Annotated in this window: 15 protein-coding genes and 1 pseudogene; 4 read left to right on the top strand and 12 right to left on the bottom strand. The window is 62.9% G+C overall.

All coding sequences use genetic code 11. The annotated features are described in order from the left end of the window. Nucleotides 1-2 precede the first annotated feature (2 nt). From C1737_RS08095 to C1737_RS08050, 10 genes are all read right to left on the bottom strand, one after another. Nucleotides 3-959, bottom strand: a complete 957-nt coding sequence (locus C1737_RS08095) for a glycosyltransferase (RefSeq protein WP_255413381.1) — start codon at nucleotides 957-959, stop codon at nucleotides 3-5. A 175-nt stretch (nucleotides 960-1,134) separates the two neighbouring features. Further along, nucleotides 1,135-1,869 carry a sugar phosphate nucleotidyltransferase gene (locus C1737_RS08090; protein ID WP_199182793.1) on the bottom strand — a complete coding sequence of 245 codons (735 nt, stop codon included), beginning with the start codon at nucleotides 1,867-1,869 and terminating at the stop codon, nucleotides 1,135-1,137. A 9-nt stretch (nucleotides 1,870-1,878) separates the two neighbouring features. After that, nucleotides 1,879-2,859 carry a galactokinase gene (locus tag C1737_RS08085; RefSeq protein ID WP_102417693.1) on the bottom strand — a complete coding sequence of 327 codons (981 nt, stop codon included), beginning with the start codon at nucleotides 2,857-2,859 and terminating at the stop codon, nucleotides 1,879-1,881. Continuing rightward, nucleotides 2,856-3,659: a bifunctional 2-polyprenyl-6-hydroxyphenol methylase/3-demethylubiquinol 3-O-methyltransferase UbiG gene (locus tag C1737_RS08080; RefSeq protein WP_102417692.1), complete on the bottom strand. Its 804-nt coding sequence runs from the start codon at nucleotides 3,657-3,659 to the stop codon at nucleotides 2,856-2,858. Before C1737_RS08080 ends, C1737_RS08085 begins: the two co-directional genes overlap by 4 nt. After that, complete coding sequence (locus C1737_RS08075) at nucleotides 3,656-4,375, bottom strand: transaldolase (protein ID WP_199182792.1); 720 nt, start codon at nucleotides 4,373-4,375, stop codon at nucleotides 3,656-3,658. The genes C1737_RS08080 and C1737_RS08075 overlap by 4 nt, the downstream gene beginning before the upstream one ends. After that, nucleotides 4,368-4,946 (bottom strand): HAD-IIIA family hydrolase, encoded by a 579-nt coding sequence (locus C1737_RS08070; protein ID WP_102417690.1) that lies wholly within the window; start codon nucleotides 4,944-4,946, stop codon nucleotides 4,368-4,370. The genes C1737_RS08075 and C1737_RS08070 overlap by 8 nt, the downstream gene beginning before the upstream one ends. Next, a complete protein-coding gene (locus tag C1737_RS08065; RefSeq protein WP_102417689.1) occupies nucleotides 4,943-5,926 on the bottom strand; it encodes an NAD-dependent epimerase/dehydratase family protein in 984 nt (327 codons plus the stop codon). Before C1737_RS08065 ends, C1737_RS08070 begins: the two co-directional genes overlap by 4 nt. Then, complete coding sequence (locus C1737_RS08060; RefSeq protein ID WP_199182791.1) at nucleotides 5,923-6,480, bottom strand: SIS domain-containing protein; 558 nt, start codon at nucleotides 6,478-6,480, stop codon at nucleotides 5,923-5,925. The genes C1737_RS08065 and C1737_RS08060 overlap by 4 nt, the downstream gene beginning before the upstream one ends. Before the next feature lie 42 nt (nucleotides 6,481-6,522). After that, nucleotides 6,523-7,152: a class I SAM-dependent methyltransferase gene (locus tag C1737_RS08055; RefSeq protein ID WP_158243958.1), complete on the bottom strand. Its 630-nt coding sequence runs from the start codon at nucleotides 7,150-7,152 to the stop codon at nucleotides 6,523-6,525. Beyond that, nucleotides 7,139-8,401: a glycosyltransferase family 2 protein gene (locus C1737_RS08050; protein ID WP_199182790.1), complete on the bottom strand. Its 1,263-nt coding sequence runs from the start codon at nucleotides 8,399-8,401 to the stop codon at nucleotides 7,139-7,141. The genes C1737_RS08055 and C1737_RS08050 overlap by 14 nt, the downstream gene beginning before the upstream one ends. A gap of 549 nt (nucleotides 8,402-8,950) precedes the next feature. Here C1737_RS08050 and C1737_RS08045 point away from each other — a divergent pair. Beyond that, entirely contained in the window at nucleotides 8,951-9,472 is a 522-nt protein-coding gene (locus tag C1737_RS08045) for a hypothetical protein (RefSeq protein ID WP_102417686.1), read from the top strand. Between the two features lie 263 nt (nucleotides 9,473-9,735). Here the strand turns inward: C1737_RS08045 and C1737_RS08040 are convergent, their stop codons facing one another. Beyond that, complete coding sequence (locus C1737_RS08040; RefSeq protein WP_102417685.1) at nucleotides 9,736-12,948, bottom strand: hypothetical protein; 3,213 nt, start codon at nucleotides 12,946-12,948, stop codon at nucleotides 9,736-9,738. A 228-nt stretch (nucleotides 12,949-13,176) separates the two neighbouring features. Here C1737_RS08040 and C1737_RS08035 point away from each other — a divergent pair. Next, nucleotides 13,177-14,738: pseudogene (locus C1737_RS08035) on the top strand (hypothetical protein); the annotation flags it as partial. A 733-nt stretch (nucleotides 14,739-15,471) separates the two neighbouring features. Beyond that, nucleotides 15,472-16,566 (top strand): glycoside hydrolase family 99-like domain-containing protein, encoded by a 1,095-nt coding sequence (locus C1737_RS08030; RefSeq protein WP_102417683.1) that lies wholly within the window; start codon nucleotides 15,472-15,474, stop codon nucleotides 16,564-16,566. Between the two features lie 136 nt (nucleotides 16,567-16,702). On the opposite strand, the gene C1737_RS08025 is transcribed toward C1737_RS08030, so the two are convergent. Continuing rightward, nucleotides 16,703-17,980, bottom strand: coding sequence for a glycosyltransferase (locus C1737_RS08025; protein WP_102417682.1), 1,278 nt, complete (start codon nucleotides 17,978-17,980; stop codon nucleotides 16,703-16,705). Nucleotides 17,981-18,142: 162 nt separating this feature from the next. Between C1737_RS08025 and C1737_RS08020 the strand changes: the two genes are divergently transcribed. Beyond that, nucleotides 18,143-19,281, top strand: a protein-coding gene (locus C1737_RS08020) for an IS3 family transposase (RefSeq protein ID WP_102417836.1) whose coding sequence is annotated in 2 segments (ribosomal slippage) — nucleotides 18,143-18,413 and nucleotides 18,413-19,281 — 1,140 coding nt in all. Because the reading frame shifts where the segments join, the coding sequence is not laid out codon by codon here. The last annotated feature ends 21 nt before the right edge of the window (nucleotides 19,282-19,302 follow it).

Raw genomic sequence — 19,302 nt, 5'->3', positions numbered from 1 at the left:
CGTCAATCCGCCGGGCTGTCGAATACGTCGCCGGGATCGCGCACGATGACATACACAGGCTTGCCCATCGCCATATTGGCTGAAGCGGCGATGTACTCGGCAATAATCCCCAGCGCGAGCAAGACGGCTCCGCCGACGACAAGCGTCGCGACGAACACCGATGTCCACCCTTGCACGCCAACGTCTCCGACCATTTTCTGGATCACGCTGTAGATCGCGACGCCGAAGCCGAGAAGAGCGAACAAAATGCCCATCATGGAGACGAAACGCAGCGGCCGGGTACCCGAAGAGATGACTAGCCGCCAGAAATGCGAGACCAGGCGGCGGAGGGTGTAGGCGCTCGCTGGCCGTCCTTCTTGGCGCATTAACACCGGACAAGTTGAAGCGTTGGTCACAACCCAAGAAAGAGCGACGTCGAGAAAGACCCCAGCGCCGGCGTAGGCCGCGACGCTTCGTCCAGCCTCGCCAAGGATCAGTCGATAGCTATTGAAGGCTCTGAGCCCGTCGGACGACACGAGGATGTGTAGGAATAACCACTTCGTTAGCCACGACGCCGTGTTGCGCAAGAGACCGTGTGGTGGTCGGTTCATCGGCGAGGCGTACACCAGTTGTGTGCGATCCTGGTACGCCCTGTCGAGTAGGTCACCGATATACGCGGGATCGTGCTGCCCGTCCTCGTCCATCGTGATGATCCAGTCCCCACCCGAGGAAGTCATGCCCGCAAGTGTCGCAGGATGTTGTCCAAAGTTGCGCGACAGCCAAATCGGTCGGACCCATTCGTTGTGCGCAGCCAGCTCACGCACGACTTCTTCGCTACCACGAATGCCCCGGTCCCACACCAAGAGCACCTCGTCGACGCGGAACTCACGACCGTTAGGCGTTTTCTGGGTTGAACGGAGTTGGTTAAGCTCCTTCACCACGCCGGGCAGGGTCACGGCCCCGCTATAAACCGGGATCACAACGCTGACTGAGTCCACGCGTGTCGGGTGACGGTCGCCAGTCACGCGTTCCCCTCCTGAACATTCGGGTCCAGCCAAGTAACTGTACCGATGCATGACCGAGTAAGTGACATCAATTCTAATTTCGTTAACGACAGCTGAGTGCCACCATTACCGGGCACTTAGCTGCCTTGCGTTAAAGGGGGTAAGCGGACCCGCGGCGTCGGCGTGCTTCGAGTAGCGCCTCCAGTTCGGCTCGGCCCTCTGGGGAGCCGATCTCATAGAATCGATTGGGAACCTCGAACCCGGCCAACTGCCCCTCGGACGCGAGTGCGGACAGTACCGGCGCAAGGTCGAACACCGCCGCGGGCGGCACGCGTTCGGCCAGTACACTTCGGCGCAGCGCGGTCAGGCCGTAGTCGATCCAGCTCATTTCCGGCGGCCTCTCGTGGATCCCCTTGGCGTAGCGCACGACTCGGCGACCATCGAAGATCACATTGCTGGTGTCCCACCGGCCCTCATTGCGGTGAACGGTCATGAGCGCGGGCTCGGAACGCGTGCGCAAGCTCTCAAGTATGGTCGCTGGATCGACCTGCAGCCAGGAATCGCCATACAGCACAAGGAAGTCATCCTCGAGCACGCCGGAGTCTAGGGCGAGACGCAGCGCGCCGGCCGTTCCACGCAGGTGTTCGCCCTCGTCGACGTAAACAACGGACACCCCCCATCTGGACCCGTCGCCCACGTATCCTCGGACGGCGTCGCCTAGGAAACCGATGCTATAGACGACCGAATGGATGCCCGACTGCGCCAGCCACGACAGCTGCCAGTCGGCAAAAGGTGTGTCCAGCACCGGCAGCAGTGTTTTGGGCACCGTCCTCGTCTCCGGCCACATGCGGCTGCCGATTCCGCCAGCGAGGATGACGCACTGCACGCCCGACGCTCAGGATCGGACCAGGACGACGCTGCCGTCGTTGTCGAAGTTGAACCGCACTTCGGGCAGCCCTTCGGCTGCCATCGCGTTGCGCAGGCGGCGCGGTTCTCGGGTGTAGAAGAGCAGGAACCCACCGGCTCCCGCGCCCACGAGCTTGCCGCCAACCGCGCCGTTCTCGCGGCCGAGCGCATACCACCGGTCGATTTTCGGGTTGGACATCATGCCCGAGCGCTTCTTCTTGTGTTCCCAGTGTTCGTGCATCAGTTCGGCGTAGCCCTCACAGTCGCCGCTCTCTAACGCAGCCTGACTGCGCAAACCGAGCTCCTTGACGTAGTGGAGGTTGTCGATCATCGCCGAGTCGCCGGCGGTCGATTTGGCCCGCTGCTCCGCGAGCACCTTGTCGGCAGCCCGCGAGTAACCGGTGAAGAACATCAGCAAGTGATCCTGTAGGTCGTGGAATGTGGCCTCGGAAATTTGTAGAGGCACAACCTTCACGCCACCATCCGGCTTGAAGTGGTAGGTCTTGAGGCCGCCGAACGCGGCCACGTACTGGTCCTGCTTCCCGACTGGCCGGCCAAGACGCTCGATCTCGATTCGGCAGGCCTCCTCGGCGACCTCCGCTGCGCCGACGTGGTCGCGTTTCATCGCGTAAATCGCTTGCAGCAGGCCGACAGTGAACGCTCCCGAGGAACCCAGACCGGTCCCGGACGGAATGTCGGCCATGCTGACGATCTCGACCGACGGCTCGATACCGTGCGCGAGAAGCGCTTCGCGCACGATCGGATGCTCGATGTCGGCCGCTTGCTCGACGCGCTCCAGCGCTGAGTACTTCAGGAAGTAGTCGGGCGTGAAAGTGGCGTTGCTCGAGATGTAGATGTGCTTGTCGATTGCTGCCGAGATGACCACACCGCCGAAACGTTCGTAATACGACGGCAAATCGGTGCCTCCACCGCCGAGCGTGATTCGCATCGGCGTCCGAGTGATGATCATGAACGATCCTTCGTCGGGACGGTCGCCACCGCTGCCATCTGCCAGCCGAACGGTGTGTTGTCCAGGCTGTGCCGCAGCCCAAAACGAAAGAACCCATACACCGCCGACTGTGCCGGCATGGCTTTACCGTCCGGGTGCTGCTCCACGTCGCTGATGAGCTTCTTCCCGCCGGCGAGCACGGCAAGCTTGTACAGGTTGAAGAACGGAAAACCGGCCCGGACCACCCTCCGCACCTCATAGCCGGCATCCGTGAGTACCTGGTTGAGCTTGTGTGCAGTGAAGTGCTGAACATGACCCCAGTGGTGGTCGAAGGCCGTACGCGGGCCGCCCGGCACGGTCACCACCAGGTGGCAGCCCGGAGCCAACAGGGCACGGGCATTGCGGATCAGCGTCACGGGGTCGTCGACGTGTTCGAGCACCTCCGTGCACACCGCGTAAGTGGCGGGCGGTTGCCCATCGGCGAGCGTGGCCGGCATCAACAGGTTCGACTGACGGAACTCGGCAGGGATGCCTCGCCTGGCAGCGAACTCGCGGCCGCGCGCCACCCCCTCCGCGCTGTTGTCGACACCCCACACCGAGAGGTTGGGAAACATCTCCTGCAGTGCAAGCGCGAACTGCCCCTGACCGCAACCAATGTCGAGCACCGTCGACCCGGCCGGGGGCCGACCCAGCAACCTGAGAATCAGCGCCTGACGATAGCCGTTGGCGGGGTTGCCCATGACGGCCTCGCCGTAGGCGTCCCAGTGCTGGTCCCAGTCGTTTGGATCTGCAGCTTTTCCGACGCGAGCATCGGGGTTCACAGCGTGAAACCCGCAGCGCGCGCGTCGTTGTCGAACATCTTCACCGTGTCTAGCGAGAAGTCGTCGAGATCCTTGCCGAATAGCGACAGCTTGGCCAGCATGTCGTGCGTCACCGTGATGATGTCCACGCCGATGTCGTCGGCCTGCTTAACGTTGAGGATCTCCCGAGGGCTGGCCCACAGGAGGCTGATGTTGCGCTGAGCCGACGTGATGGCTAGAGCGGAGGTCATGATCGGAATCGGGTCGCGGCCTGTGTCGGCGATCCGACCGGCGAAGACCGATACGACCGCCCCCCGGGTGCCTGCGAGCGCGGCGGTGACCGTCTCGACCTGGGGCACCGTCATCAATGCGGTCACATTGAGTTGCACACCGTCAGCGGTCAATTCGGCCACCACGTCGGCCATCGAATTGCGGTTAGTGTCGGTCACGGGAATTTTGACGTAGACATTCGGGCCCCAGGAGGAGATCAGCCGGGCCTGACGCAGCATGCCGGCGGCATCGTCGGCGAACACCTCAAACGAAATCGGTCGGTCCGTAATAGTCTCGAGCACCTTGTGGGCGAAGTCCTGATAATCGCTGATCCCGGCTTTGCGCATGAGGGTTGGGTTCGTGGTAAATCCAGCAATGTCAGTCCGGCTGGCGAGCGCGACCATTGACTCCAGGTCGGCACCGTCGGCATAGATCTTGACGTGGTGCAGAACAACTTTCTCACTCATACGGTGGTTCCCCTGTAATACGTTGGGACTCAATGAATTCGACGGCATCGAGGAGGCTCGCCACGACAGCGTCAGCATCCGTGGGACGGCGCTCGCCGTACCCCCGGTCGACAAAGATGGCTGTCACGCCGGCGCGATTCGCCGCCTCCACGTCGCGCCACCGATCGCCGACACAGACGCTGGCTGCGAGGTCTATGTCCAGCCGCGCGGCAGCGTCCAGAATCATTCCCGGCCGCGGTTTGCGGCACCGGCAATCATCGGCATCGTCGTGTGGGCAGATGACGATTTCATCTAGTGGTAACCGACCGCGCAGTATGTCATGCATCCGGTCAACCTCGTCGCGGGTCTGCTTGCCCCGAGCGATGTCTGGTTGGTTCGTTACAACGACCAGCACGAAGCCCTGGTCTCGCAGGCGATGGCAGGCCTCGACGACCCCGGGCAGTAGGCGAAGTTGCTCGACTCTGGCCGGAGGGTGGGGAGTCCCGTCACGGAGTTCGACGTCGTTGAGCACCCCATCGCGGTCGAGGAAAACCGCGGCGCGGGTGCTGATCCCGGTGGGCGCATCGATCATGCGTCGAACCTCCCGGCCCTCGCGTCGACAAGCATCGCCATCATCGAATCACTTAAGGCCTCTTGGCAGGATCGCTCGTTCTTCCAGCCGAGCGACCGGATCCGCTGGGAGTTGAGGCGCACGATCGGAACATCGCCCTTCCAGCCACGCGCTCCGCCGGTATACTCAAGAATCGTGCGCCCGGGCGGCAGGCCGACCACCTCGACTGCCAACTCGGCAATCTCGGTGACTGTTATGTAGTCCTCGGTGGCGACATTGAAAACGGCGTAGGGCGCCTCTACCGCTCTCGCACCAGTCATGACTGCAGCGATGACGTCGTCGACGTGTACATACGACTTGCTCTGCCGCCCGTCGCCGAGGATCTGCAGGTGGCTCGGGTCGGCAAGCAGGCGGCGGATGAAGTCATAGCCAACGCCGTGGGTTTGGCGCGGTCCGACGACATTGCCGAAGCGGTAGCACCGGGCCGAGACATCGAACATAGCCGCGTACGAGCAGAGCAGTGCTTCTCCCGCCAGCTTGCTCGCACCGTAGGTGGAGGTGGGAAGCATTGGACCGTGGTCCTCGGGTGCCTCGACCTCGCCGAGGTCACCGTAGACCCCGCTTCCCGAGGCGTAGAGGACAAGCTCGACGCCACACCGTCGAGCTGCCTCGGCCACGTGGTGCGTGAGCAGTGTGCCTTGCTCAAAGTCGATGGCGGGGTTGGTCGCGGCGGCAGCGATATCCGGGTTGGAGGCCAGGTGGATCACGGTGTCGTGTCCTGCCACGGTCTGAACAAGGTGCTCCAAGTCGCCAACTTCGCCGACCTCGATCCGTAGTCGCGGGTCGTCGATGACATCGGCGAGGTGCCATCGGCGTCCCGAGGAGAAGTTGTCGTAGACCGTCACTTGGTCGGCCCCCATGCGTAGCAGGTGCTCCACGAAGTGACCGCCGATAAAGCCGGCGCCGCCGACGACGGCGAAGCGGCGCAGCGCCGCGGTCACTTCAGCGACTCCCAGCGGGTCGCCACCTTGGCCAGTGCCGGGTGGGTAACCAGGAGATGCCAGACGACCGCGCACAGTCCCTCGGTGTGCGGGGTGACGTGGTCGGCGAAGAGCGGGGGAATGATGACGGCGGCGGTGGCGAGCTTCGCGGTGGTGCCGCCGTCACGGCCGACGATGCCGAAAATCGGCGTGTCCCGCTCGGTGGCCAACCGCAGCGCAGCCACGATGTTCGCGGAAACGCCTTTGGTCTCGTCGCCGCCACCGACCGAGAAGACCAGCAGCGCGTCCTTTGCGGAAAGACGCGATCCGCGCAGCCATTCAGCGAAGGTGGTATCCCAGCCCTCGTCGTTGACGCGCGCGGTCAACTCGGAGACGTTGTCGGTAGGCGTATAGGCCTCGAGGTTGCAGATCTTGCGGAAATCGTTGACCGCGTGGGACGCATGCCCAGCGGATCCGCCCACGCCGATGATGAACAGTCTGCCTCCGCGTTCCCGCAGGGCGGCGAGCCCGTGCGCTACATGCTCGATGCGATCGGTATCAATGGCGTCGATCACTGATACCGATTCACTGAGAAATTCTTTGCTGAAAGTCACGGTTTAGGACTCCTCCTCAGCACGACAGACCGCGAATGTGGCGAAGCGGAACTTGTGCTTGAACACGCGGATGTGGCTGGGCCGGAAGCCGGCACGGACCAATAGCGGCCAGAGGTCCCGCGGGTTGTAGTACATCTTGTGGTCGTCCATCTCGTCGGCAGGGGACCAGCCGAGCTTGAAGGCCAATACCTCCAGAACTGGTTTGCCGGCCCAGGACGGAACGTTGATGGCGCAAACGCCGCCGGGACGCAGCAGTCGGCGGAACTCCAACAGCGTCAAGTCCGGTTCCCAGAGATGCTCGAGCACCGCCATACACAGGATCACATCAAGCGAGCGGGTGGGCAGCCCGGTCAGCACACCGGGGAGCTCACCTTCGATCGCGGTGACCTGCGGGTGGACCTTCAGATCGTCGGCGAGGCTGAGGTCGACCAGCAACGCGCTGTCCACAGTGTCGAGGTAACGACGCATGGTTGTGGCCTGGTACCCGCAGCCAATATCAGCAACGTCCTTGTCGGTAAGACTGCCCACCGTGCGATGGATCTGGTGCTGCGACAGCCACACCCCAGCGCGGTCCATCAGCGTCGGTTTTCTGGCCTCCCCGAACGACGTGGCGCGGGTATCACGATTTGTCATCGCGCGCTCCATAGCGCACCCGAGTGGCATGCAGCAGGAGTGTGAAACAGAAGGTCGAGAATCCCAACGCCATGAACAGTAGACCGGTGATCGCAAGGTGGTTGATTGTCGCCTGTGGATTGGGAAGGCGGAAAGAGTTATTTACATAGTGCACGACGAGCCCAACATCCAGCGCAAACCCGACCATGAATAGCACGGCGCTCACGAGAACCACTTTCGTGTAGTCGAATAGGCGTCGCAATCGTTCCCGGTTCCGATCGGTGTAGTCGAGGAAGACGTGGGCAAGGCAACCGAAATAGATACTTTGCAGCCCGATCACTGACAGCGCCGTTCCGACGAACATGGCGTATAGACTGAGCGTGACTGGGCCAATCGTGATCGGTCCGAAGCTCAACGGCAGGGTCAATAACAAGCCCAGCACGAGCATTACGAAGCCGGGCTTGAAGAGAAAGAACTCGGCGCCGTGGACAAACATGGCGCGCAGATTGATCCAGGCGGCGTGGAACGGGGAAAACCATCCGGAGCGCTTGTGGTGGGACAGTCGCCCGTCACGGTCCTTGAGGAAGTTGACCGGCACCTCGACGGTCTTCAACCCCATCCGAACCGACTTCAGCACCATTTCCGAGGCGTACTCCCACGACTGTGACTCCAACCCCATGCGCAGCAGCGCGTCACGGGTGATGCCGCGCATGCCGCAGTGGATATCACTGAATCGGCTGCCGAAAAGGACGTTCAGAGCCCAGGTTGTGATCGGGGTACCGAAGTACTGGTGGAGCCTCGGCATTGCCCCAGGCTCGATTGATCCCCGCCATCGGGAGCCCATCGCGAACTCGTTACCGTCCCGCATCGCCTCGACAAACAGGCCGACCTTGCGGAAGTCATACGTGCAGTCGGCGTCGCCCATGACGACGTAGCGACCGCGTATATACGGTAGGGCGTCGATGTACGCCCTACCGAGTCCGCGCTTCGGGGTGCGCAGGACGCGGGCACCGCCGGCGAGCGCCATCTCCGCCGTGCGGTCGGTGGAGCTATCAACGATGAGGATCTCGCCCACGACCCCGGCTTCCCGAATGCCCTCGTGACACCAGGCAACAAAGTCACCGACCGTCAGCTCTTCGTTCATCGCGGGAATGAGAATCGTCAGCTCCGGGCCCTCGACGTCGTCTTTGGGGAGTAGCAGCTGCACGTCCGGCCCCGTCGGCGCCTCACTCTGGACGGCAGACGCATCGGCGACTCGTGTCATGTTCATCACGCCCCCTGAGATGATTTGACTTTTCGGGCGCTGGCCGGCACGACAGTTATGGGGTAGTAGGTGCGATCCTCCCGCCGAACGAGCGGCGCAAGGTGTCGCAGCGATGCGTTCCGGCTCATGCATCAACCCATGTCTGTGGCAGGTTCGCGGCCGCAAACAACTGTATAAGGGTCTTCCGCAGCAGGAGGAGAAATCACCGAATCCGTCGTCTCCTCGCGGAAGGAACTGATTGGTGAGCACGACCTTGCTGTTACGTTGCAAGACCACCCTGGGCACTTGCCCATCCGGCGGTCGTTCTGCCCTAGGTCGCGTTTCTATTTGTGGTTACGGCTCACTCGATAACCGGACCGCGACAGCGCCAACTGCGCCCAAACCAGATATGGGCGGGGCCTGCGGAGAGGTCCTCACAGCACCCGAGGAACGGCTGCTGCGACGAAGCGCTTTCGAGCATCACTGCCGCAGCCAGGAGGTACTCATCGTTGCACGGCTTCGAGATTGGGCTAGTTCAGGCCCAGAGCAACGGATTACCGGGTATCTTGACTGGTAATGGCCGTCTCGTCGTCGGGCTTCATCGCATACGCGCGCACAGAGGAGGCGCGCAAAAAGCTGCGCTACGCTGGCGTGTCGGTGGCCTTTGTTCCACTCGGCCAGGGCCTCATCCAGGTCTTGGGGCTTTGGCTCGACGACTACACCACCGCCTCGCTGCTGGCAGCCGCCATCCTCGTAATCCCGGCTTTCTTTGCCAACAAGCGCTTTGTCTGGCGGCTCACGTCTCGCGAGAACCTGCGCAACAAGGTGATCGCGTTCTCGGTTGTCATGATCTTAGGAGTCTCGCTGGCCACGTTGTTCACCTACTTCGTCGAGAGCGCGGTGGCCGATCAGACAAGGCTGTTTCGTGGTGCTGCAGTGTTTTTCGCCCAGCTGCTGGGCTTCGGCGTCGTCTGGGTCGGCCGCTTCCTGATCCTGGATCGGTGGCTCTTCAAGCTCGCGTACGACACCGAACATTCCCACGAGGTCATCGGGCAAATCCGATCTGATTTGGTCGAGCCACCTGAGAACGAGGGCTAGGTCAGGAGCGATGCCGCCGCAAGTGCGCTTGATATAGCCGTCGGAGGGCGGTTCCCGGGTGGCCGTAATCTGCCAAGTGATCAGCAGTAGGAGTTGTTGCTGCCGCGTTCTTTACGGTGGTTGAGTCATCGGGTGCTGCGCTGACCGGGCCCCGGTCCAATGGGTGGTTATGGTCAGCGACCCAACCGGACGCGGCCTGACGTGTAGTCGATGGCGTCGTCGGCGAGATCCTGCGGTTGTCTTGCATTGGTCCGTACGCAGGGCTAGCCCGAACTCCGCATCGCAGACAGCGTTACCGAGGTTACCGGCGGACCACCACCCTGGATTACGTAGAGCGGCTTTGACGAATCGTAGCCGTACCACTGCGGGCAACTGCCAACCCGCAACGTCAGCCGCGGTCCGGTCTGATCAAGCCAGCTCGCCAAGATCTCGTGGTTGGGAGTATCGGGCTGATCGGTCAACCCCACGTTGCTCCCCCCGAGCCCGCCGGTCGATGAGAACATCGCGAGATCGTAGTCACGTAGGCTCATGCCATTGGGGAGTCGGATCTCGCCTGCCAAGGTGTCCGCGCTGTGGACCTCGAGGTTGCCGCCGATGGTCGGCACGACTCTGACCTGCCTACCGTCAGGTAGGCGTAGTTCGGCAACAGAGTTGGGCGGTGACCCGCCGACCGGGTGGGCCAGCCCGTCGGCGCCGATCAGATAGGCCGACGGGTGGACCGCGGTATCGAACAAGGCGTTGTACTGGAAGCCGCTCTCAGACGTGGGCAGGTGCAGGTACTGGGCCACGTCCGGGCGGTTTATCGAAGGCGTCACTGTGCCCAGGACCCGGTCGCCGTCGGCAATCAAAACCCTGGTGGCCGGACGGTTGGTGGCCGGGTCGACTGCCCATCCGGAGTAGTTCACGACCGTCCGCGGGATCGTCGAGCGTATCGGGAGCGTCGTGGCCCGCGTGCTGCCGGGGACCGGCAGGTAGTTCGGGGTCGCCCCCCACCGGCAAGACGGGCCGATGAAGTAGAGGTCGGTGGTTTGCGGCGGCGTGGTCAGCCTGGGAACCGGACTAGAGACGGCGAGGTCGTTGCGGGCCATGACCAGAATCCCGTGGGTACGCAGTACCGGGGTCCAGCCGCGTAGGACGTAGGCGCTCACGTCGTAGTGGCGCACATTGTTTGTAATGCCGTCCCAGGCCGACAAACCAATCGAAGTGGCGTCGTAGATGACAACGGGCGGTCGCACGGCCTTCAACTCGTTGATGAGCAGCCGTTGCGCGTACTCAGGGATGGCCGTGACTATATGAATGAACCGGGTGCCCGGCTCGCGGCCCAGCAGGAAGTAAAGGTAGCCAAGGCTGTTGGTCATGTCGAATACCGGCCCGTCCTCGCCGGCGTATGCGCGGATCGAGGTGTCGAGATCCCGCAGCAGGTCGGTGTCGATCGCTCCTGGGGCCGCGTAGCCCAGCCGGCCGAAGCTCGGGTCGGTGGCGCCTGTCAGGTAATGCTGCCCGGCCGCCTTACGGAGCGGTCCGGCGAAGACGAGGCCGAGCGCAACCGCGGGGACGAGAACGGCGGTGACCGGCTGGGCGAGCCGCATCAGTCTGGTGTCGCCCCTGCGCCACCAGGCGGCGAGAAGTCCGCCCAGCCCGTCGAAAAGACGCCAGGACCACAACACCACAAGCGGCAGACTGGCTATGAACGCCTGCCAAACGTGGGCGGCGTCGAAGCGCGCGATCGCCTTCTCCAGGTATAGCGCCACGAACGCAGCCGCCGCCACAGCCACCCAGTCGCGCGCCTGCCAGTCGGCCCGCCTCGCGATCTTGATCGCGACTGCCCAAACTGTGAGCAGCACGCACACCAAGTTGATCGCGACCATTGCGAACTCGGTTAAATTCATAAGCACCGGGACAGCGCCCGCCAAGCTGTGCCCGGGCCCCATCACAACGTAGTAGTCGATGAACGCGCGCAGCGCCCCAAAAGCCGCCAGGAACGCGGCCCATACGGCCGTCGCGACGAGTCCGGTGCCGACGCACCAGCGGGTGAGGCGCAAATTGGTCCACAGATTCCACTCCGGCCGGCGGTGGAGGAGATCGGCCGCGACCACACAGGCCAGGATCGGACCGGCGACGAAGATCGTCTCCGGGACGAGGATCTCCTCTACAAACACCAGCAGCGTTAACCCCACCGTCCACGTGGCGCTGCGCCGGCGCAGCGTCTCACCGAGCACGATTAGTGCGACCGGCACGCCGATGAAACGCTCGAACCCCAAAGAGTCCAGCAGCGGCCGCACGAGGCTGGTGAGAAATAGAAACGTCATGGCGAGGAACCACGGGTCACGGCGACTGACCCAAACGGCGAAGAAATAGAGGCTAACCCAGAACAGCGGAACCAAGATCACCGTGTGGACGGCGGAGATGCCCCAAATGCTGTCTCCGAAAATCGCTCGGCCGAGGTTTCCGGTAAGCACGTCGGGGAACAGGCCGTGCACGAAGAGGAGGTCGCGCCAGGGGAAGTAACCGCGGGCGAGTAGGCTCGCGCCGCCCATATCCAGGGCACCGTCGAATCCTTGGAAATGTGTGGTCGGTTCGGGGAGAACCGATATCGCCAGGAACAGGGCGATCGCCCCCACGACGACCGTCAGCAGCGTCAGCTCGACGTCGTTCGCCGCGCGCCCGGCGCGGAGCTGGCGCGCCGTCCACCACCCAATCGCGATTATGCCGAGGATGGGCAGCCACCAGACCAGCCACGGCCACGACCGCGTACCGGTGGCGGTCTGCACAACGGTGTGGGCCGAAACGAACCACAGGCTCAGTACGGCGGCGACGGCGCCCCCCACGCCGTTGACCGCCGACAGGGCCCGCCAGCGTTGCCCATCGGTGCGGCGCGCCGACACGTCGGCGACGACGGCGACCAGCGCCATGTACGCTACGCCCACGCCAACGGCGAGCAGATCGATGTGTCCGGTGCGGGCACTGCAGGCGACGACGACCACTGCGGCCGGCAGCAGGATTCGTGTCAGGGTGCCCCACGACGCCCCGTCCCGCATGGATGACGCCGCGGGCGCAGGGTCGACTAACTCGATGGTTTGCTTAGCGGGTCGCGGGTTGTGCGTCCGCAGCGGGCCGAACCGCGCCATTAGCACGTATCCGACGATCGCGAACAATGGGAACCCGTACACAAGCAGCCTGTAGTCCCAGAACTGAGGCTCTAGGTTGAAGTTCGCAAACGTCGGATAACCGACGATATCCGTCGGCCCAGTAAGGCTTGGCGCCGCAAACAGGCCGAGCATCACACAGAGAACCGCTGAAACGGCGACCGCGATCAAGAAGCGTGCCGCTGACCGCCATCCACCTCTCAGCGCGAACCGCCGGCTCGGCGGCGGCTCCAGGTCTCGCCCGCTGTCTTGGGGCGCATCGGGTCGGGGTAGTGTCGAGAGCTCCGACTCCGACTCCGAGTCGGTATCGACCTGGCGCACCTCATCCATCGGTCCCCATCCGTCCGAGTCGACCAGAAGGGCGCGCGGCCATCCGTGCGGATGCCGGGCCCAGCCGCCCGGCAGTCTAACCCAATGCCGTCTACGCGACCCGAATTTCGCAAGTTTTCCGCAACTGGGGCCGAGACGCCGCCCTAATCCGAAGCATGTCGCTCGTGTTTGACGTTCTTCCTGCTCCTGCTCCTGCTACCGTTTGGCGCAGAGCCGGGGAGGATGAAGATGAATCGACGCCTCGAAGTGCTAAGCGGTCCGGTGACCGCAATCCAACGGCGGCTCTTGCCGGTCACCCGGCAGTCCGAGCGCACCCTCATGCTCAGCACCATCCTGCTCGCGTCGGCGCTTTCGTTGGCGACAGGCTACTTCCTCACCCAGTGCCTCTCGGTCGACGTCCTTTCCTCTCTCCTCTGGGTGCCCCAGGACTGCTGGCTCAATTGGGGTATGAATATCGGTCGGCACTGCTTCAGCGACTACCCAACCGTGGTGGAAGACGGGTTGCGGCCCAACCCATGGGCGCCTTCCCCGCTTTTGCTACCGTGGAATAACTATCAGCCGATGGGCTCTACCTACCCGGCAGCTGCGATGCTCCCGCATCTATTGTTCGGGCTTCCCGCGAAGTGGTTGGGCGCCCCCCTACTGGGGTTGATCGGTTATCTCCTCGCACTGACGGTTGCCGTCTGTTCTCCGGCGGTGTGGGCGGCCCGGGGGACACGTGGTCTAGAGCGAGTGGTGGTTTTCGTGGCGCTTGGCGCCGCGGCCATCCCGGCGTGGGCGGTAGTCGATCGCGGCAACTCGGTGGGATTCGCGGTACCGATCGCGCTGGTCTTCTTGGTCGCGCTGCGCCAACGGCGGTGGAGTCTCGTTGCAGTCATGGTGGTCTTGGCCGCGCTGGTGAAACCACAGTTCGCCATCTTCGCTGTGGCGCTCTTCGCGGCCCGGCAGTGGCGGCTGGGTGGATTCGCTATCGGCGGGGTCGCAATCTCTAACTTCGGCGCGTATTTGCTGTGGCCGCGGGACTTTCCGGAGACAATCACGCAGTCGATCCACAACATGTCCTACATCAGCAATTATTTCCCGGGGCTCATTGACTTGCGGAATGTGTCCTTCGGCAGAGCCCTCCTCCTGTTCCCAGATATGGCCAAGGCCGCCCAATCGGGTCGCATACCGGACGGCTTCCTCGCGGGCCCGCGATCGCTGATCGGATATGCCATCCTAGCCGTTATTGTCGTCGCCGTGCTGGCTCTAGGGCGGCGCATCCCGCCTGTCATGGTGGGCATCGTGCTGTTGGCCGGCGCCGCGCTTTCCCCCGGGCTAACCATGTTCTACTACGTCGTATTCGTCTTACCCGTTGCCGCGTTAGTCGTCCGAGACCCTGAGGGGCCCCCTGGTGCCGGGATATTCGATCGCCTCGCGTCCCGCGACGGCCGCCGTCGCGCCGTCGGCGTCTGCGTAAGTCTGGCCGCGGCGCTCAGCATCGCTCAGGTCGGCGTGCCCGGCCAGATGAACCCGATACCGATCTTCGGGCAACTGGGAGCCAGGGGAGTTATCGGCACCACGCCAACGGTATTAACTACGGAAGGTCTGGCGCCGCTCCTTTGGTTGCTCGCCTGCGCGGTGATCGTCGTTTCCTACGCGCGGAGACCGGCTCACTCAGATAGCAGTGACCAAGATCCCGCCGAGGAGGGCCCGCCGAATGCTGGTGTCAGCACCTCCTCGCCTGCATCCGAGCTGATGACGGAGTCCTCACCACAAGCGCCGCGGTAATCTGCGAAACCTTCATGCCATACATAGACTTTGGGCTCGGAGTCCCGGCTGGCGCACGGATCGATGATGTCGCCGCCGATCCAATGACGTGAGGATATCGGGGTCTCGCGGGGAGAACCGGTCCGCTCCGCGGCCAAATCAAGCCACCGCAACGCCACGTTGACCCGCGCCTGCCAACGCTGTGGCCGCCCTGGGTTGGGGCCAGGCAGCCAAACCGGTCGTCGTGCAGGACTGTGGAGCACTATGCCCTACGTAGCACCTGCTCGGGCTGAGCATTCACTCGGTCAATCGGGAAGCCGGCGAGCTATTGGTCCGCACCGGGATCGCGTCAAACGAACCTCGCTGTCCCGCGGGGTCTGGGCAGGCCGGTGGCTTCGTGCCTTCCGGCGGAGTTGGCGGTGCTACGAGTCCAACCGGGCTGGTGCGCTGATCGGCCGACGGATCCGCAAATGGCGGGGTCACGAGTCACCGGCGGCCGTCCTGAACCGGTGGTCGACAAGGTGCGCCTCGGTCTGCGCGAAATATCGCCGGTGCGAAGCGGCGCTTGCCAGCGGTCAACTGAGCTACCATCTGCGCGGGGGAGTCTGGCCAACGCGCGTCGCATCCGAACGGCAAGGAGTGGCAGCCAATGAACGAAGGACGTCGAGCACCGCGGGTGAGCGATTATGTGCAGCATGAATGTTCGAGGGTCGAATCCGTAAACGAGCACGGGCAGCCGGCCAAGCTAGTCGTTGCACCGGCCACCGAGGTGTCATGAAGGCCATCGCATTTTATTTGCCGCAGTTTCATCCGATCCCGGAGAACGACCAATGGTGGGGCCGCGGCTTTACCGAATGGGTCAACGTGGCCAAGGCGCGTCCACTTTTCCGTGGCCATCACCAGCCTCACATTCCTGCCGATATGGGCTTCTACGATCTCCGCTTGCGCGAGACGCGAATCGCGCAAGCGGATCTAGCCCGCCAGTATGGCATCGGCGGTTTCTGTTACTACCATTACTGGTTCAATGGCAAACTATTGCTCGAAAAGCCGCTTGAAGCTGTTCTTGCCGACAAAGAACCGGACTTCCCATTCTGCGTCTGTTGGGCCAACGAGAACTGGAACCGGCGTTGGGACGGTAGAGAACACGAAGTCCTGATCGAGGAGGACCATGAGAGGTACGACCCGGATGCACACTTCGAGTACCTGGGCAAGGCTTTTTTTGATCCCCGCTATATTCGCGTTGACGGCAAGCCGGTCTTCCTCATTTACCGTATCGACCAGTTCCCCGACATTCGGTCAACCATCGCACGATGGCGAGCCAAAGCCCAATCGATGGGGCTGCCGGGCGTATACCTCTGCTCGGTTCGTAGCCATATGCACAGCATGGACGATGCGGAGACTATAGCGCTCGGTTTCGACGCCGTCGTCGGATTCGAGCCGCATTTTCGAACGCTGCAACCTCAACTTGTCGCTTCTTCACGGCGGTATTTAATTCCTCGTTTGCTCAATCGCCTCCGGGGAAATGAGTTCGTAGTTTACGACTACGCGGCAATGGTCAGTGCCGCCATGGAACGACAAGAGACAATAGCAAGGCGTTTTCCATGCGTGACGCCGAGTTGGGACAATTCCGCACGATCCGGAAGAGTGATTATTCAGAACGATAACGCCGACTTGTTCGAAACGTGGCTACGCGATGCAGCGAATCGCGTAGCTTCCTATCCGGAAGATGAGCAAATCGTTTTCATCAATGCCTGGAATGAGTGGGCCGAAGGCTGCCATCTTGAGCCGGACCTGCGCAACGGACACCGCTTTCTGGAGGCAGTGCGGAAGGTGCTCGGCGGCGCTGCCGGAGTGTCGCGCCCCGGCTAAGATCGCCAAAAAGCCCGTACGCGGCCCGCGTGCGGATGATGAGTTGTTCCCATCCGGGTGGGGATACAACAACCCAAGGCGGCCAATTTGCTCGACTTGGCTTACGTCGGCCACCCCGCGGTCCGCCTACGCCAATTCAGCCGGCACGCCTCGCGCGGGCGAACGTCTCCAAGAGATCGGCGGCGCGGCGGGTACTTTCGGCGGGTTTGGTCATCTGGGCAGCGATCTCGCGCGCATGGATGCCATACTGCGGCGAAAGGATCTGGCGCAGGCCGGCGACGAGCGATTCGCGAGTGGTGTTCGAAAAACGCTGGGCCATACCGACTTTGAGTCGATCGAGCTGAGCGCCCCAGATCGCCTGATCAGGCCACGTCCATAGGATCATCGTCGGGACTCCGGCGCGCAGGCTTGCGCCTGTAGTGCCTGAGCCGCCATGGTGAACGATAGCGCGGCAGGCGCGAAAGGTAACCGCGTAATTGACCGTGTCCACCAGCTTGACGTGGTCGAAATGGGGTACGCCCCGGACGTCAGTCCCGCCGGCGCAAATCAAGGCCCGTTCGCCTAACTGCGCACAAGCTGCGCTGATCATTTCGACTGTGTCGGCAGGAGATTCGACCGGTGTGCTGCCGAGACTGAAGCAGATGGGCGGCGTTCCTGCGGCTATCCACGACGCCACGCCCGCATCCGCGTCAGTGGTCAAATCCAGAGCGACTGCGCCGACAAAAGGTCGCTGGCCATCCCATTTTGCCCATTCGGCTGCCAGCCCCGGGAAGCAAATCTCGTCGTAGGCTTGGATTTCCAGCGAGCCGCGTTTGGCGATCCGTCGCGGCGAAGGGACTTTTGCCTTCGGTAGCCTGAGTTCGCGACGCTGCGTGTCCTCGACCCGCTTCAAAACTTGCCAATACAGCAGCCACTCGTTCAATGTCATGGCCGGGCGGACCAACGGCGACGGCAGAAATGAAGGAAGCTGGCCGTTAGGCCGTATCGGATAGTGATGCAGCGTGGCCAATGGAATGTCGTGATACTCCGCGACGTTGGCGGCGACCTCCTCATAAGTCAGGCCAGTGACTAGCAAGTCGGCCCCAGCAGCCAGCGGCGTCAGTGTCGCGCTCGTCTGTCTCCAGCACTGAGTGTGGAACTCTCGGGCCTCGCGCTTCAATCTAATCTGATCCTGGATCTTCCAGAAGTTGCGCAGAGCATCCGTTCCGTTCTGGAAGCCGCGTTGAGCGTCCACGAACGACTGCAAATCCGGTCCGCAAGCGACCGCTGCAAGTCCGGCCGCCTCGACAAAGCCAACCAGTTCGGGCGCGACGGCCATGCGAACCTCGTGTCCTCTGTGCAGCAGCTCGCGGCCGATAGCGGCGGCGGGCTCCACGTCGCCGCGACTTCCGTAGCACGCCAGCACAACCTTCATGACGGGTATAGCCTTTCAGTTGTCGTGCAACGGGCGACGCGAGGGGGTATCCGTCATTATCGCCCGGCTCGTCGGCTCTTGTGAGGTGAGCCCACCGTAGTGGTCCAGTCGTTGTGGGACTCTGTTGCCCGGAGTGCTCGGGCAGGAAGAATGACCAACTACATGGCAACGAATAAGCGTCGGCGGCACACCCCGGACCAGATCATCCGCAAGCTGGCCGAGGGCAACAAGCTCCTCGGGACCGGCCAGGAACTGGGCGAGGTGTGCCGGCACCTGGAGATCGCCGAGTCGACCTGGCGTCGCTGGATTGCCCAGTACGGCGGCATGAAGGCCAACGAGGCCAAACGGCTCAAAGAGCTCGAGGCCGAGAACGCTCGGCTCAAGAAGCTGGTCGCCAACCAGGCCCTCGACATCGACATGCTCAAGGAGATTTCGGCGGGAAACTTCTGACCCCGAACCGCAAGCGCAGCGCCGTGACGGCGCTGCGTCAGCGGTTCGGGGTGTCTGAGCGCCGCGCCTGCACGGTCGTTGGGCTGCACCGGTCCACGATGCGCCTCACGCCGCCGCCGATCACTACCGAGGAAGCACAGTTGCGTGTCTGGCTGCGCCGGTTCTCTACCGACCGGCCTCGCTGGGGGTGGCGACGGGCGGCGAAGATGGCGCGCCGAGCGGGCTGGCGAGTCAACAACAAACGGATCCGCCGGTTGTGGCGTGAGGAGGGCCTACGCGTCCCGCAACGCCGCAGGAAGAAGCGGCTGACGGGCATCGGAGTTGCCGTCGGTGCGATGTCACCGATTCGTCCAAACGTTATCTGGGCGATGGACTTCCAATTCGACACCACCGCCGACGGCCGCACGCTGAAGTTGTTGAACGTGATCGATGAGTTTACCCGTGAGGCGCTGGCGATCGAGGTGGATCGCAGCATCGATGCCGACGCCGTCGTCGATGTGTTGGATCGCCTGGCGCTCATGCACGGGGCGCCACATTACGTACGTTTCGACAACGGTCCTGAGTTCGTGGCACACGCCGTGAGCGATTGGTGTCGATTCCATAGTGCTGGTTCACTTTTCGTTGATCCTGGGTCGCCGTGGCAGAACGCGTGGATCGAGTCGTTCAACGGCAGATTGCGTGACGAGCTGCTCAACTTGTGGCGCTTTGATTCGCTGCTGGAAGCCCGGGTGATCATCGACGGCTGGCGCTGTGATTACAACGCCAACCGGCCCCACTCTGCCCACGGCGAACTCACCCCTGCTGAGTTCGCTCTTCAGTGGATGAGGACCTATCAACCCCACGCCGCATAGCGACCGGATCACCCAAAGGGT

This window comes from Mycobacterium sp. 4858, from assembly GCF_900240975.1.
Taxonomy (GTDB): domain Bacteria; phylum Actinomycetota; class Actinomycetes; order Mycobacteriales; family Mycobacteriaceae; genus Mycobacterium.
Note: the sequence above shows the minus strand (reverse complement) of the source record. Positions and strands in the feature narration are given on the sequence as shown.

Bases quoted from the DNA above. Each gene is read 5' to 3' on its own strand.
- C1737_RS08075 (WP_199182792.1), bottom strand. From the start codon at position 4,375: ATGAGTGAGAAAGTTGTTCTGCACCACGTCAAGATCTATGCCGACGGT.
- C1737_RS08025 (WP_102417682.1), bottom strand. From the start codon at position 17,980: ATGAAGGTTGTGCTGGCGTGCTACGGAAGTCGCGGCGACGTGGAGCCC.
- C1737_RS08045 (WP_102417686.1), top strand. From the start codon at position 8,951: ATGGCCGTCTCGTCGTCGGGCTTCATCGCATACGCGCGCACAGAGGAG.
- C1737_RS08030 (WP_102417683.1), top strand. From the start codon at position 15,472: ATGAAGGCCATCGCATTTTATTTGCCGCAGTTTCATCCGATCCCGGAG.
- C1737_RS08070 (WP_102417690.1), bottom strand. From the start codon at position 4,946: ATGATCGATGCGCCCACCGGGATCAGCACCCGCGCCGCGGTTTTCCTC.
- C1737_RS08055 (WP_158243958.1), bottom strand. From the start codon at position 7,152: ATGACAAATCGTGATACCCGCGCCACGTCGTTCGGGGAGGCCAGAAAA.
- C1737_RS08050 (WP_199182790.1), bottom strand. From the start codon at position 8,401: ATGAACATGACACGAGTCGCCGATGCGTCTGCCGTCCAGAGTGAGGCG.
- C1737_RS08040 (WP_102417685.1), bottom strand. From the start codon at position 12,948: ATGGATGAGGTGCGCCAGGTCGATACCGACTCGGAGTCGGAGTCGGAG.
- C1737_RS08085 (WP_102417693.1), bottom strand. From the start codon at position 2,859: ATGATCATCACTCGGACGCCGATGCGAATCACGCTCGGCGGTGGAGGC.